General features: G+C 38.1%; 13 protein-coding genes. 3 read left to right on the top strand and 10 right to left on the bottom strand.

The window, feature by feature from the left end; genetic code table 11:
- Positions 1–64 precede the first annotated feature (64 nt).
- Positions 65–5,419: an S-layer family protein gene (locus tag Q8S25_RS01050; RefSeq protein ID WP_305534004.1), complete on the bottom strand. Its 5,355-nt coding sequence runs from the start codon at positions 5,417–5,419 to the stop codon at positions 65–67.
- A gap of 10 nt (positions 5,420–5,429) precedes the next feature.
- Positions 5,430–5,969: a T9SS type A sorting domain-containing protein gene (locus tag Q8S25_RS01045; protein ID WP_305534002.1), complete on the bottom strand. Its 540-nt coding sequence runs from the start codon at positions 5,967–5,969 to the stop codon at positions 5,430–5,432.
- A 219-nt stretch (positions 5,970–6,188) separates the two neighbouring features.
- On the opposite strand from Q8S25_RS01045, the gene Q8S25_RS01040 reads away from it, so the two are divergent.
- Positions 6,189–6,638, top strand: a complete 450-nt coding sequence (locus Q8S25_RS01040; protein ID WP_305533999.1) for a DUF2721 domain-containing protein — start codon at positions 6,189–6,191, stop codon at positions 6,636–6,638.
- An 84-nt stretch (positions 6,639–6,722) separates the two neighbouring features.
- Positions 6,723–7,862, top strand: coding sequence for an ATP-binding protein (locus tag Q8S25_RS01035; RefSeq protein WP_305533997.1), 1,140 nt, complete (start codon positions 6,723–6,725; stop codon positions 7,860–7,862).
- Between the two features lie 7 nt (positions 7,863–7,869).
- Here the strand turns inward: Q8S25_RS01035 and Q8S25_RS01030 are convergent, their stop codons facing one another.
- Entirely contained in the window at positions 7,870–9,660 is a 1,791-nt protein-coding gene (locus Q8S25_RS01030; RefSeq protein WP_305533995.1) for an ABC transporter ATP-binding protein, read from the bottom strand.
- 111 nt (positions 9,661–9,771) lie between these two features.
- Between Q8S25_RS01030 and Q8S25_RS01025 the strand changes: the two genes are divergently transcribed.
- Complete coding sequence (locus tag Q8S25_RS01025; protein ID WP_305533993.1) at positions 9,772–10,245, top strand: ribonuclease H-like YkuK family protein; 474 nt, start codon at positions 9,772–9,774, stop codon at positions 10,243–10,245.
- 14 nt (positions 10,246–10,259) lie between these two features.
- Here the strand turns inward: Q8S25_RS01025 and Q8S25_RS01020 are convergent, their stop codons facing one another.
- The 7 genes from Q8S25_RS01020 to Q8S25_RS00990 form a co-directional block, all read right to left on the bottom strand.
- Complete coding sequence (locus tag Q8S25_RS01020) at positions 10,260–11,282, bottom strand: lytic transglycosylase domain-containing protein (protein ID WP_305533991.1); 1,023 nt, start codon at positions 11,280–11,282, stop codon at positions 10,260–10,262.
- The gene (gatA, locus tag Q8S25_RS01015) at positions 11,279–12,715 is read right to left on the bottom strand and encodes an Asp-tRNA(Asn)/Glu-tRNA(Gln) amidotransferase subunit GatA (RefSeq protein ID WP_305533989.1); all 1,437 of its coding nucleotides are present in this window, start codon (positions 12,713–12,715) and stop codon (positions 11,279–11,281) included. Before gatA ends, Q8S25_RS01020 begins: the two co-directional genes overlap by 4 nt.
- A complete protein-coding gene (locus Q8S25_RS01010; protein WP_295190796.1) occupies positions 12,715–12,903 on the bottom strand; it encodes a twin-arginine translocase TatA/TatE family subunit in 189 nt (62 codons plus the stop codon). Before Q8S25_RS01010 ends, gatA begins: the two co-directional genes overlap by 1 nt.
- Before the next feature lie 106 nt (positions 12,904–13,009).
- The gene (rplS, locus tag Q8S25_RS01005) at positions 13,010–13,360 is read right to left on the bottom strand and encodes a 50S ribosomal protein L19 (protein ID WP_295190795.1); all 351 of its coding nucleotides are present in this window, start codon (positions 13,358–13,360) and stop codon (positions 13,010–13,012) included.
- A 69-nt stretch (positions 13,361–13,429) separates the two neighbouring features.
- Entirely contained in the window at positions 13,430–14,995 is a 1,566-nt protein-coding gene (gene rny / locus Q8S25_RS01000; RefSeq protein WP_305533986.1) for a ribonuclease Y, read from the bottom strand.
- A 127-nt stretch (positions 14,996–15,122) separates the two neighbouring features.
- Positions 15,123–15,419: a cell division protein ZapA gene (locus Q8S25_RS00995; protein ID WP_305533984.1), complete on the bottom strand. Its 297-nt coding sequence runs from the start codon at positions 15,417–15,419 to the stop codon at positions 15,123–15,125.
- Between the two features lie 4 nt (positions 15,420–15,423).
- Positions 15,424–15,711, bottom strand: coding sequence for a hypothetical protein (locus Q8S25_RS00990; protein WP_305533982.1), 288 nt, complete (start codon positions 15,709–15,711; stop codon positions 15,424–15,426).
- Positions 15,712–15,717 lie beyond the last annotated feature (6 nt).

Genomic DNA, 15,717 nt, shown 5'->3' with positions numbered 1-15,717 from the left:
TTGTTGGTTTGGTTTTACAAAGAAGAAAACGCACTCCTTGTGAAAGGGGTGCGTTTGTTGATTATTAGTTCTTAGATTCAATTAGCCAGTTTGCTCCATCGCTAAATAAAGTAACGCTACCATCAGATGCCAATCCAGTCCAACTAGCACCAACAATTGTTTGTGCACCAAAAAATGCGAAATCGTTAAATACTCCACCAGTGCCATTAAAAATAACAAATTTTTGACCTGCCATAGTTGTTGCATCTGGCATAGTAACTTGCACATTGGAAGTCATTTTTAAATAATAATCATTTACAGTTAAAGTTGTAGCTATGGCAGAAGCTCTGTAAGCAAATCTTGCGCCAGTAGCTGTTATTCTTCCAGTTGAAGTAAGTGCACCAGTAACGTTAACTATTGTATTAGATGTACCACCGAGTAAAATAGAATTAATTGTATTGTTTGTAGCTCCATCTCCAATAGCTACACTTCCTTGATTGGATGCTGCAGAAGACTTTCCTATTGCTATTGAATTTTCCCCTGAAGCATTGGAGAGATCCCCAATTGCAATTGCATATGCATTGGTTGTGGATGCAGTAAATCCAATTGAAACTGTATTTTGTTGTGTTGTACTTGCAGTATTTCCAAGTACAATTGAATTAATATTTGTAGCAGAAGAATTTCTACCTATTGCAATTGAATTATCAGCAGTCACATTTGAATTAATACCTATTGCAACAGCTTCCGATATGCCTGTTCCTACATCTGCTCTATAGCCAATGCCAACATTGCCATTATTCGTTGTACTCCTTAGAGCTTCCCAACCAACGGCAGTATTATTTGAGGTGGTTGTATTTGCACTAAGACTATTTTGTCCAACTGCTGTATTTGCACTTCCAGTTGTGTTTGTTAATAATGCAAAATGTCCAATGCCTGTATTATTTGAACCAGTGCTTGCAAATAATGCTGATTTACCAACAGCTGTGTTATTTGAAGTTGTTGTATTAGTGTTAAGAGCTGCTTGACCAACAGCAGTATTACTTGAACCAGTGCTATTAAATGCTAGCGCACCTTGTCCAACACCTGTATTATTATCACCACTCAAATTTGCAGTTAATGAGCCTTGTCCAATTCCAGTATTATCTAAACCTGAATTGTTTGAAGCTAATGCTAAAGCACCAAAAGCTGAATTTCTAACTCCACTATTTGTATTTGCTCTTAATGCATATGAGCCAAAGGCTGAGTTGTAACTACTATTATTTGTTGTAGCGTTTGTCTCTAATCCAAAGCTAGTATTCCCGACTAAAGCATCTGGATGTATTTGTCCTGCGAATGTATTATTTACCCTAAATCTTAAGGCAACTGCATCTGTTGTTCCTACGAAATTATTTGATGCATTTAAGCCTGTATTACCCAATACATTCCATTGTGTAGTTGATGCAGTAGCACTATTTGCGGAATACCATTGTGTTGCAGAAGTAGCATAAAATTCCGCATAAGTGTTTGCTGGAATATTTGAAAAGGCAGCATTGGCCCCCAAAGAATTAATTTCACCGCCAGTTGCTGGATACACATTTACCGCATTGGCACCTCTATTCAAAATAACAATCCTTCTCCCAGCTGAAGCAACTGGTAATGTAATGCCTGAAGGAGAGGAGGAGGCAGTTGTAATAATATTTAAGTCATTTGTTATTGCAGCTGAGTTTTGTACATCAGTTCCTGCTGACAAGGCAACATTTGTAAAACTTATTGCAGGGAGATTGATAATTGGAGTGGTTAAAGTTTTATTGGTAAATGTTTCAGTTCCAGCTAGTGTAGCAAGTGTTCCTGTTGTTGGAAGAGTAACATTCGTTGAAGCTGTTGAAGTAAGTGTTGTTGCAAATGCTCCTGCAGTTGTTAAATCACCTCCCAGAGTTATTGTTTTACCATTGTTTGCTACCCCTGTCCCTCCATATTGACCAGTTATAATATCGGAATTCCATGTACCCGTAGTGATAATTCCTGCAGTTGTAAATGAGTTAGAACCAATTAATGGAGATGCTCCTACACTATTATAAGAAATAATTCTTGCAGCACTTCCATTAAATGTAGAAGTTGGTATTGCTCCTGAACCATCACTTGCAAATGTTAAATTATTTGTTACGGAACCCGCCGAACCAGAAACATTTCCTGTAACATTACCAGTTAGTGCGCCTGTAAAATTTGTTGAAGTTACAGAAGTTAATCCTCCAATAGTAGTTTCAGCAGTTCCTAAAGTTATTGGAGTTGTTCCAATTGTCAAACTACTATTTTCCAATTTAGCATTAGTAACATTTGAATTTAAGATTTTTGCAGTAGTTATTGCATTATTACTAATTGTTGTTGCATAAGAACCAGCAGTATTAGTTACATCACCAGTTAATGCTCCAAAGTTTCCTGCTAAAAGCGTTCCTGTGACATCTGTTCCCAACGGTATTTGAGTAATAAATGAAGGAGTTGTTCCAGACCATTTACTATAACCAGTTCCACTGATTGCATTTTGCTTGTTATTAAATGTTGTCCAATCTGTATTACTAAGTAATCCTCCAGTAACTAATGCCGTAGATGAATTGGGTATATTGAATAGATGTGTTGTGCCTCCGCTAATTCCAATATTAAAATTGGTTCCTGCAGTCCCAACTGCAAATGACTGATTAGCAGATAAATCAATCCCATTAATTGTTCTTGCTGTAGAAACACCGCCTAAACCACCAATTGTATATTGTGGAATGTTTAAATCACCTGTAATTGTATTGTAAGTTGCTGCACCACTGTTTCCTGTTGTTGAAAAATTAATTGCAGATCTAGCCCTTGTATTGTTAAAGTATAAATTAGTTCCTTCATTAATTTCCGTAGTTGTAAAAGTTCTATCTGCTGATAAATCAACTCCATTGATTTGTCTTGAAGTTGGAACACCTCCTAACCCAGTTAACGTATAAGCAGGTACATTTAATGCACCAGTTGTATTGTCATAGGCTGCTGCACCATTTGTTCCTGTAGTAGTTAAGCTGATAGCTGTTCTTGCTTTTGCTTGAGTAAAATATTCATTAGTTCCTTCAGGCACAACTGTAGTATTTAATGTTTGCCAAGTTTTATCACCTCTCCAATATTCTAAAATACTTCCAGGAGTGATTGCTGTTTCACCACCTAATCCTGTTAATGTATAACTAGGAACATTTAATACTCCTGTTGCAGCACTATAAACAGCAGACCCACTGTTTCCAGTGGTTGTTAAACTTAATGCTGCTCTTGCTTTTGCTTGTGTAAAATATTCGTTAGCGCCTTCAGGAACGACTGTGGTATTTAATGTTTGCCAAGTTTTGTCTCCTCTCCAATATTGTAATGCATTGCCTGCAGTGATACTTGGTTCAGCTCCTAAACCTGTTACGGTATAATTAGGAATATTTAATACACCAGAACTATTATCATAGGTAGACAACCCACCAGTTCCAACGGTAGTTAAGCTAATGGCAGTTCTTGCTCTTGCATCAGTAAAATATTGTCTACTGCCTTCTGCAATATCACTTGTACTAAATGTTCTATCTGCAGATAAGTCTAAACCATTGATTAATCTACTAGATGGAACACCTCCTAAACCATTTAGTGTATAAGCTGGTATATTAAAAGCGCCTGTAGCACTATTGTAAGTTGCTGCACCGTTGCTTCCACTGGTTGTGATGGAGAATGCATTTCTTGCTCTGGTATCTGTGTAATAAAAGTTGGTTCCCTCTGGAACAACAGATGAGTTCAGTGTTTGCCAAGTTTTATCACCTCTCCAATATTGAAGTGTAGTTCCTGGTACTATTGCATTTTCGCCACCTAATCCCGCAATAGTGTAATTTGGAATATTCAACACATTCCCGCTCAAAGTGGCTGCACCACTCGTTCCTGTGGTAGTAAGGCTGGCTATTCTGTTGTTATATGCTGCGTTGAAATTGGTGTAATCGGTACTACTTATTAATCCTCTTGCAAATACAGATGCGGTTGGAATATTAAATGTATGCACTGATCCTGCAGAACTAATATTAAAATCTACACCAGTAGTTCCTGTTGCAAATGTTTGAGCGCCTCCTAATGTTAATGGTAATGTATTAAGGGTAACACTATTATTGGTGAGTCCAATATTTCCATTAGCATAAGTAATATTCGTGCCGGCGCTTAATTGATTTCTTACATCTGTTTGAAAATTACTTAAGGTAAAGTCTCCCCTAAAATATTGTGCTGCTGATCCTAATGGTATGGCGTTTTGTTTATTGTTGAAGATATTCCAATCACCTACAGTGAGCAAACCACTTGTAATGGCTGTTGCAGTAGGAATTGGGTTGGCCACAACATTGGTTACTAAGCCTTTGTTGTTCACTGTAATAGATGGAACAACAATACTTGTTCCATAAGTACCTACTGCACTGTTTACTGTTGCAAGCGTTAAAGGCAATACAGGTGCGGTTCTGCTGCTGGTTGAAACCCCTGTTGCATCTCCAGTGGCTGTTACAATAATGGGTTGATTCTCGGTTAAATAAATATTGTTGTCAACTGATCCATCTGCTTTTAAAAATTGTGCAGCTAATCCACCTGCTCTTATGATGCGAGCCGCCGTGATATCATTATTGAATGTTTTATTTCCGCCAATGGTTTGTGCATTGGGAGTAATCAATCCTCTATTGGCAATTGACGCATCTGGAAAATTAAACGTATGGGTATTGCCTGCAGAAACGATATTAACATCAATGCCATTGGTGCCAATTGCAAAATCTTGTGTGTCTCCTAAATTTAAAATCAGGCCATTTAAAGTAACCCTGCTATTCACTAATTTAATATTCGCAATGGTATTGTCTTGAATTTTTGCATTGGTAACTGCTTGGTCTGCCAGTTTTGGCGTAGTTACATTTAGGTCTGCAATTTTGGGAGTAGTGATTGCTTGGTTAGCAATTTTTCCTGTGGTTACTGCTAGTGGTGCAATAATGGGATTGGGATAGGTTGATCCCAACAAGTCTCCGCCTGCTGGGCCAACAGGGTAAGCGGCGTTAGCAAACAATGCATAAGGAACTGCTTGTAGTTGAGAAGTGCCTGCTTGAAAATAATTGGTTCCTCCTTCTGGGTCAATTTCTACCTGTAAATATTTGTTACCACTGATCCAATTGATAGAAGCCATGCTTCCTAATACACTAGTTGCGCCAGGGCTTCCAATAATTACGGTAAATAAACCGAATTGATTGGTTCTGATATTTCTTGATTCAGAATAAACAATGGATCCATTAGGAGAACCATCACGTATACTCAATCGAATGCCTACATCTCTAAATGTAAGTGCAACACCATTGGCATTTCGGGCAATTGCCTGATAGTTTAGCTGCTGTGCATCTGCTTGCATAGATGCTACTAGAACGAAAACAAAAAGCAGCAATAAGAATCTCTTGAACATAATATTGGATTTACCGTAATTTTAAAATTTTGAACACTCCGTGTTTCTTTAATTGCCCTTTGCTATATAAGGAAAGCATCAAGTAATAAGGGCCTGATGCGTATTTGCTGAAATCGATTTTTTGATTAACTGGTAATGTGTTGTATTGAAACTCTCTTACGCCATGTGTATTACCCAGTAAATCAAGTATTCTTAAAACCACTCTTCCAGTATCGTTGCTGAATAAATCAAATTGTAGTTGAGTACTTACTGGATTGGGATAGTATTTTACTTCTTCCTTGTTCCATCCTTGTATGGGTACTGTTTGCAAATCTAATGGTACAAAGGGTTGTAGCACACCTTGTGTAAGAATGTACATTCCTCCATTAACCGAGAAGGTTTCAATCATGGTAGATTCTCCAACACTCCAAACCAAACTAAAATTGGGTATAGTAGGGGCACCTCTAAATACATAGTTGCCACCTGTTGAATTCATTGTGCCTGGTTCTAACAATTGTGCATTGGCACCAATTGCTAGCAATAAACAGACTAGTAGTTTTATTATTCTCATAAAGGGGGGTACGAACAATTTTATAAACGAATTTTAGATTGCTTTGGTATAAACAAGATAGAATTTATTATCTCTCTGCTGCCCCTGATTTTAAACGCTTTTAAAGGATTTCATGTAGTTTTTCAACTACAAGATTGTATATAAAAAACCCTTTTACTTACACGCGTTAGTAATGCTTCTTATAGTATGGTTAAAATATAAATTTGTAACTTGAACTATATGGACATAAGCATCAACACTCCTGCACTTTTATTTCCTGCAATCAGCTTAATTATGTTGGCATATACCAATCGTTTTTTAGCATTGGCTACTCGAGTTAGAACCTTACACAGCGAATACAATAAAACGGATAACAATCCTGTAGTGCATGGTCAAATCAAGAATTTACGTTTTAGAATAAAACTCATCAAGCAAATGCAAGCTTTGGGCGTAATGGCATTTTTAAGCTGCATTATCTGTATGTATTTTATTTACATAGAATGGATGATCATGAGTCATTGGGTATTTGCTTTCAGTTTGCTCAGTTTTTCTTGCTCACTTGCATTATCGCTTTGGGAAATTCAATTAAGCACCAAGGCCCTCGAGCTAGAATTAAGTGATATGGAGGGATTAGAAGACCCTACGGTAATTGAATACATTAAGAGCAAATTTGATAAAGACAAGGATTAAGAATATATTTGACTTCTAAATATCATGATAATTAGAACTGCTACTTCTAAATATCATGTAATTTAGTAAGTAATTTATTCGCATATGTTCACTAGAAAGCAAGTTTTTGAAGGGGCTGGTAATGAAAGTCTTTTCCTTTGGGGTGCTCGCCAAACGGGAAAAAGTACCTTATTGAAATCGCTTTTCCCTAATGCTATTTGGTTTGACTTACTTAAATCCGACGTTTATAGAAGATATCAAGCAAACCCTGCTCAATTTAGAGAGACCATACTAGCGAGTGAAACAAACAGTATTGTAATTGTTGATGAAATTCAAAAAATTCCTGAATTATTAGATGAAATACATTGGCTCATTGTGAATCATCCCATTCAATTTATATTGAGTGGATCAAGTCCTAGAAAAATTATAAGAGCTGGTTCAAATTTATTAGGGGGTAGGGCAGTTCGGTATGAGCTGTATCCATTAATTGAATCAGAAATTCCTGATTTTGATTTGACTCGAGCATTAAATAATGGTTTATTGCCAAGGCATTATTTAGCAGACAATCCCAAAAAATTGATAGATGCTTATCTAGGTAATTACTTAAAAGATGAAATTATTGCTGAAGCAAAAATTAGAAATATCAATGCATTTACGCAATTTTTAGAAGCAGCTGCTTTTTCAAATGGGGAAATGGTTAATTATTCAAATATTGCATCCGAATGTGGTGTAAGCTATCATACTGTAAAAGACTATTTTCAAATTTTAATAGATACATTGATTGGTAGATTCGTGCCTGCTTTTCAGAAAAAGCCCAAACGAAGAGTTATTGTAGCTCCTAAGTTTTATTATTTTGATATAGGCATTGCAAACAATTTATTGAAGAGAGGAAAAATTGAAATCGGTAGTGAAGCATTTGGTGGGGCATTTGAACATTTTATTTATCAAGAATTATACGCGCACAGTAATTACTCAGATAAAAATTATTCTATTGCCTACTGGCGAACCACTTCACAAATTGAAGTTGATTTTATTTTAGGCGACCATGAAGTTGCTGTTGAAGTAAAAGGAACAGACAATGTGCAATCTCGTCATATAAAAGGACTCAAAAGTTTTTCTGAAGAGTATAAAGTAAAGAAATTAATAGTCGTTAGTAACGATCCACTTGAACGAAAAATAGGCGATATAATAGTGATGCCTTGGAAAGTTTTTTTAGAAAAATTATGGTCGAATAAAATTATTTAAATCCTCCTTACCCCTTCCTCTCCCCAATCTGCTGACGCCACATAGCGTAGTACAAACCTTTTTCAGTTAGCAACTCTGCATGACTTCCTGTCTCTACCACTTTGCCTTTCTCGAGTACATAAATGCGGTCGGCGTGCATAATAGTACTTAAACGGTGAGCAATCATGATGGTAATCTGCTCTTTTAAAGCAGAAATAGATCTTATGGTATTGGTGATTTCTTCCTCAGTAATGCTGTCCAAGGCCGATGTGGCTTCGTCAAAAATCAACAATTTTGGCTGTCTAATTAATGCACGGGCAATGGATAATCGTTGTTTTTCTCCACCGCTTAATTTTAATCCACTTTCGCCAATTAATGAATCAATGCCATCGTTGGCCTTGGCCAATAGGTTGTCGCAGCTGGCTTTATGCAATGCTGCTTTTATTTCTTCATCACTGGCGTTGGGTGCCACAAATAATAAATTCTCTTTTAAAGTGCCTGCAAACAATTGGGTATCCTGTGTTACAAATCCTATTTGATTGCGAAGTTCTTCCATATCAATCTCATGGCCATGTATTCCATTGTAATCTACCGATCCTTCTTGGGTATGGTAAAGCCCTACTAATAATTTAACCAAAGTACTTTTACCTGCACCTGATGGCCCTACAAATGCAATGGTTTCTCCTTTTTTTGCCTGAAATGTTATTCCATCTAATGCATAAAAACTGGCACTTTGGTGCTTGAAGCGAATATCATTGAAAGCTAGGTTGCTAATTGGGCCAATGGCTTTAGGACTAGCAGGTTTAGGCTCAGATGGTTTTTGCATCAGCTTGTGAAAATTATTCAAGGATGCTTCTGCTTCTCGGTAGCTTAAAATGATATTACCTATTTCTTGAAGTGGTCCAAAAATAAAGAAGGAGTAGAAGGTTAATGTCATTACTTCTCCAGCTGTTAGCTTTCCTTGAAATACCAACCACAGCAAAGTGAACATAATAATTTGTCGGAGCAAGTTTACAAATGTGCCTTGCACAAAACTTAATGATCGAATGCTTTTTACTTTGCGTAATTCAAGGCCTAAAATTTTGTAGGTATTTTTATTGAGTCGGCTAATTTCTTGTTCGGTTAATCCCAAACTTTTCACCAACTCTATATTGCGCAAACTCTCTGTGGTAGTGCCCGCTAGGGTAGTGGTCTCTTTTACAATATCTTTTTGAATGGCTTTAATGCGCTTGCTTAAAAAGCTGGTAAGCAAAGAAAGAAACACAATACCTACTGCATAAATGGGCATGATACTCCAATGCAAACGGAATGAATAAACAGAAATAAATACAATACCTACGAGTATACTAAAGAGCACATTAATAAATGCAATGATGAATTTTTCTGTATCAGTTCTTACTTTAGAAAGAATGGATAAAGTTTCTCCACTTCTTTGGTCTTCAAATTCTTGGTAAGGTAACTGCATCGAATGCTTTAATCCATCCGTAAAAATTTTAGCACCAAATTTTTGAACAATAACATTGCTAAAATAGTCTTGAAATGCTTTCGCAATTCTTGATACCATGGCAACACTTATCAATATGCCTAAGAAGCCCAATACCCCCCAAATGAATTCCGATTCAGTTCTGGTGCCAGTAGCAACAAATTGTTTTTGTTCATTAAAGTAACCTGTTTGCAAAGGATGCATACCATATTGGTCTAATAGCTTACCAAAAAAGTAGGGATCGAGCATGCTAAAACTTTGGTTGATGGCTGCCAATAGCAAGGCTAATCCAATCAGCCATTTATAAGGTTTGAGGTATTGTAACAGTAATTTCATGGTAGGGACAAAGTTACCATTTGGGGCATTATCCACCACTGTTAATAATAAGATGATATGGATTTGCGGTAATTAGGGCTTTTAGTTGGTAACTTCAAAAAACCCTATTTTATGCGTTGGAGAAAATTCAATGGAGAAAACATCGTATTACCCATTAAAGATGCGGTAGAAGAAGCCATCAAAAAAGAAACGGCAAAAGGCACTAAACTAAAAGTTTGTATTGGCACCGACAGCCAGGTTAAAGGAGAAGACACTGAGTTTGCCACAGTGATTGTTTTCTTGCGCGAACACAGTGGTGGCTTTATGTACATCCACAACGAAAAAACCAAACAGCGGTATCATTTAAAAGAAAGAATGCTTACTGAAGTGGCCAAGAGCATTGAAATTGCCTACGAACTTTGCCCATTGTTTATTGAGCACCAAATTGAAATGGAAGTGCATGCCGACATTAATACCAACCCCATGTTTAAAAGCAATGATGCTTTGCGCGAAGCAATGGGGTATATATTGGGAATGGGTTTTGCCTTTAAAGCCAAGCCAGATGCATTTGCCAGCAGTTGTTGTGCAGACAAAGCGGTGAACTAAGTAAAAGCAACACGCTAAAAGTTCTGTAGCAAAGCCCGCAATGATGCTGCCAACAGGGCTTGTTTTTTTGCTTCAAATAGTACTGCCTTATCTTTTGGTAAGCGCATAGGGTATTCTTTTCCCGCAGACAAAGACTTTTCAAATCCGGGATTCCATTTATTAAATTGTTGTATATCTAAACTTAGCTCATTGGCTATTACCAATGATTGATACCTGCCAGTAATTTTTATTTCTGTAGAGTTGGCCAATTCTTCTGCGCTTAATAATGCAGTATTTCCGTTTTGTGGGGTATTCTCTTTCTGGTATTTGGTTTCAGCAGCCGTCATGGTGGTCCATCCTCCTCCACCTTCCATTACATAATGCGTTGCAATAAATTTCTTTACATGGTTGCGCGTTTCTTCGGGCAAATGGTATTGCAATTGCCAGAAATTGCTGCTGCCTGTTTTTTTGATGGCTTGTCTAACCCTTCCTGCGCCTCCATTGTAACCTGCTACTACCAATAACCAATCGTTAAATTGTGCAAATAATTCACGCATTATTTTTGCTGCAACATGGGTACTCTTGTTGTAATCCATTCGCTCATCGGGGTTGCGCACACTTAAACCAAAACGCTTTGCTTCAAAGTCCATGATTTGCCAAGGGCCTGCTGCGCCTGCCCAGGATACAACCCCTGCGCCTAAATTACTTTCAATTACACTGAGGTATTTCATTTCTTTAGGAATCCCATATTGCACCAATACGGCATCATACAAATCAAAATAGGGCTTGCCCCACAACTTCATTTTTTCTAAAGACTTGGTATGCTTTCGCATGTATTCTTGTACAAAGGAAACCGCCCTGGGATTGAGTTGTGCGGCATAAGGCTTGGATGCATCAAACTTGTTTTTGAAGAGCGATTTAAAACCAAACTTATCGGTCGTACTGTCTTTTTGTGCATGAGCACTAGTGTTTGGGAGCATGCATAATCCTACTAATATTGCTTGTATAAATATGCGCAATAGATTTTTTATAGTTGGATTATAATGGCAGTTTTTCATGGTTTTAGTTCCATCAATTGAGCACTCAATTGCAATAGATTCATTTCATCAAAAGAACGCGTCATAAGTTGCAAACCAAATGGCATTCCATTGGGATGCGTAAACAAAGGAATGGAAATAGCAGGTATGCCCACTAAGTTTGGATATACGGTATAAATATCTGCCAAGAACATTTCAATAGGATCATCCGATTTTGCGCCAATCGTAAATGCAGTTGATGGAACAGTAGGAGAAAGGATGGCATCGTATTCGCCGAAAATAGCATCAGTTCGTTGTTTCAGTAGTTGTCGAACTTGTTGGGCTTTCGTAAAATAAGCATCAAAAAATCCCTCACTCAATACAAATGTGCCTAGTAAAATTCTTCTTTTTACTTCCTCTCCAAAACCTTCTGAGCGAGAAGCTTTGTACATTTCGGTTAAATCAATTCCTACTTTGTTTGTTCTATGACCAAAGCGTACTCCATCGTATCTAGATAAATTACTAGATGCTTCTGCAGTGGTTAATACATAATAAGTGGGCACTACGTATTCGAGTAAATTAAAATCAATGGCTTCTACTGTATGCCCTGCTGCTTGCATACTTTTTATAAAGGAGAAAGTTTGTTCTTGTATTGCTGCATCTAAAGAAGGATGATTTAATGCTTCTTTAAAATAGGCTAATCTGTATTTTTTTTCGGGTGCTACAATAGCGCTACTGTATGGTTCTACAGGCCGCTGAGAAACCGTGCTATCATATTCATCAGCACCGGCAATTACTTCTAATACCAATGCGGTATCTTCCACAGTGGTAGAAAAAATTCCAATCTGATCAAAGGAAGAAGCATAAGCAATTAACCCATATCTCGAGATTCTTCCGTAGCTGGGTTTAATACCCACTACGCCACAAAAATCTGCTGGCTGTCTTACAGAGCCGCCAGTATCGCTGCCCAAGCTAATCATGCAGAGTCCTGCTTGCACAGCAACTGCTGATCCCCCTGAAGAGCCTCCGGAAACTTTATTGGTATCTGCTGCATTGCAAACAGGGCCGTATGCAGAATTTTCATTGCTGCTGCCCATGGCAAATTCATCGCAGTTTTGACGGCCAATAATAATGGCTCCGGCGGCTAATAATTTTTCGGTAACAGTGGCGTTGTAAACGGACTCAAAAGTGCCCAACATTTTTGAGCTGGCAGTAAGTGTATGCCCTTTATGGGCAATCACATCTTTTAGTCCCACTACCACACCGTGTAATGGGCCTGCAAGCACACCATTGGCTGCTGCAGCATCTAACTGCTTTGCTCTTTCTACTGCTTCGGTTTCGTAAACTTCTAAAAACGCATTTAAGTGAGCATTTTGAGCAATGGCCTTAGTATAAAAAAGAACGGCCTCCACACAAGTGGTTTGGCCGTTTTGCAATGCAGTATGAAATGCTTTGATTGTAGTAAAACCAAACATTACGCGGTTGTGCTGTCTTTTTCCTTAATGCCTTCTTCTAATTCTTTCTTCACGTTATTCTTGGCGTCGTTAAATTCACGGATACCTTTACCAAGACCTCTCATGAACTCAGGAATTTTTCTTCCACCAAATAAAACTAGGACTACGATACCAATGATCAGTAATTCCTGAAAACCTAAACTTCCCATAGTATATTATTTAATGCCGTAAAGTTAAGGCAAAACTGTACCACAAACCCAATAAAAAAAGCGCCTCGATAATTCGGGACGCTTTTTTATATAATTTATCGTTCTACTAGAAACGTTTTTCTTTAATACGAGCACTTTTACCGCTTCTTTCACGTAGGTAAAACAACTTCGCACGACGTACTTTACCTTTTTTGTTTAAGATAACTGACTCAATATTTGGAGATTGGATGGGGAACAAACGCTCAACACCTACACCATCAGAGATTTTACGTACGGTAAATGAAGCAGTAGCTCCTACACCTTGTAGTTTAATAACATCTCCGCGGAAAGACTGGATACGCTCTTTACCACCCTCTACAATCTTATAGTTAACGGTAATATTATCACCAGCTTTGAAGCTAGGTAATTCTCTTTTCGTGGTCAATTGTTCGTGAACAAACTGTACTGCTGCCTGCATAACATTTATTTTTATCGGACGGCAAAGGTAATGGGAATATTTTAAAAAATGCAAATTTTCATGAATTTTCTATCGAGCTACGTTTACAGCCCTCTTTTCCCTAATTACCGTCACCCTAATTTGACCTGGATAGGTCATTTCTGTTTGTATTTTTTGTGCTATTTCAAAACTGAGTTTATCGCTGTCTACATCGCTTACTTTATCTGCTTCTACAATCACGCGTAACTCACGTCCTGCTTGAATTGCATACGCTTTCTCTACCCCTTGGTAAGCCAATGCTAGGTTCTCTAAATCTTTGATTCTTTGCAGGTATTGCTGCATAATTTCCCTTCTAGCACCCGGTCTTGCACCACTGATAGCATCACAAGCCTGAACAATCGGAGAAATCACGTACAACATTTCCATTTCGTCGTGGTGAGCCCCAATTGCGTTTACTACCGCAGGGTTTTCGCCATATTTCTCGGCCAATTTAGCCCCTAATAAGGCGTGGCTTAATTCGGTTTCTTCGTCAGGAACCTTGCCTATATCGTGCAATAATCCCGCTCTTTTAGCCAGTTTAGGGTTCATGCCTAACTCGGAGGCCATAATCCCACATAAATTGGCTGTTTCACGGCTATGCATCAATAGGTTTTGGCCGTAAGAAGAACGGAAACGCATTTTACCTACAATTCTAATTAACTCTTTGTGTAAACCATGGATGCCCATTTCTATTACGGTGCGCTCTCCAATTTCCATTACCTGGTCTTCTAATTGACGACGGGTTTTTTCTACCACTTCTTCAATACGTGCAGGGTGAATACGTCCATCGGATACCAAGCGCTGTAAACTCAAGCGGGCAATTTCTCTTCTTAGTGGATCAAAACTGCTGAGTATAATGGCTTCCGGCGTATCATCCACAATTAAATCAACCCCAGTAGCGGCTTCAATGGCGCGGATATTACGACCTTCTCTACCAATGATTTGACCTTTTATTTCGTCGGTTTCTAAGTTGAAAACGGTCACCGTATTTTCAATGGTATGCTCCGCAGCGGTACGCTGTATAGACTGAATAACAATCTTGCGGGCTTCTTTATTGGCTTTTTGCTTGGCGTCTTCAATAATTTCTTGTTGTAATGCCAATGCCTGTGTGTGCGCTTCTTGCTTCAAGCTTTCAATTAACTGGGCTTTAGCGTCTTCAGCAGTTAAGCCAGCCACTTTTTCTAATCGGCGGATATGCTCTTCTTGGTGCTTCTCTAATTCAGTTCTTTTGATATTCACCAACTCAATCTGACGGTTCAAATTTTCTTTGATAGCATCGTTTTCTTTCACCTGCTTTTCAATGCTGGCTTCCTTTTGGTTGATGGTAATCTCTTTCTGCTTAATGCGATTTTCTACTTCGCCAATTTTGCGATTGCGCTCGTTCACATCGCGCTCATACTCCGATTTTAATTGTACAAACCTTTCTTTTGCTTCTAATTGCTTCTCCTTTTTTACGGTTTCTGCTCTTAGTTCTGCTTCTTTTAAAATGGTTTGCGCCTGTAATTCGGCGTCTTCTACTTGTTTTTGGGTGTTTTTTGCAAAAATGACTTTACCCGCTACAACACCCGCTACTAGGGCTACTACAGCTGATATGATGGAAATAATTATTGGATCCATGTTCTTGGCAAGGGTTTAAAACGTTCACAATTCTATTTAACAGATCAAATCTCATTTATATATAATAAGTAATTGACTTGCTACGAAGATAACAAGAAGATAGGAGATTTTTGAGTACTAAGGTAAATTAGGGGTGATCTTCCAATGCTTTATCAATGGATTGAGCCAGTTCTTTAATTTGTTTGGAAGTTTCATCGGCCAGTAAAGCCAGTTTAGCATTGTCTTTTTGCTCGGTAGCAAACCAAAGCAAAACCATGGCCAAATAGTCCTGTGTGTCTTTGCCCGCAAAATCAGTTTTGAATTGGGCAATTTTTTCGTTGATGGTTTGGGCTGTTTTGCGCACCATTTCTTCGTCTTCCGCTTCAATTTTTAAGCGGTAGTTCCGGTCGGCAACAACAATATTTACGGGTATTAATTCAGACATGGTATTAAGCGTGCAGCAACGCCAGGCATTTATCTATTTCTTTAAGATAGGTATCTATTTGTTTTTGCAATTTGAGTTTTTCTTCCGGATCCCAGCTGCCTGAACTCATTCTGGCCGCTGCTAATTTTTGTTCCAATACACTTAATGTGGCTGTATTACTCGCTTGCAACTGTTGAATATTGCTCAACTCTTTTTCTAGTCGCTGGTTCTCTTTTTGAACCTGGCGATAAGCTTTCAACAATACTTGCAGTTTTTCTTGCAATTCAGTTATATGTTCATTCAACAGAGCCATAGTCAA

It is taken from the genome of Sediminibacterium sp., from assembly GCF_030695065.1.
Classification (GTDB): Bacteria; Bacteroidota; Bacteroidia; order Chitinophagales; family Chitinophagaceae; genus Sediminibacterium.
This window is presented reverse-complemented; position numbering and strand designations above follow the sequence as displayed.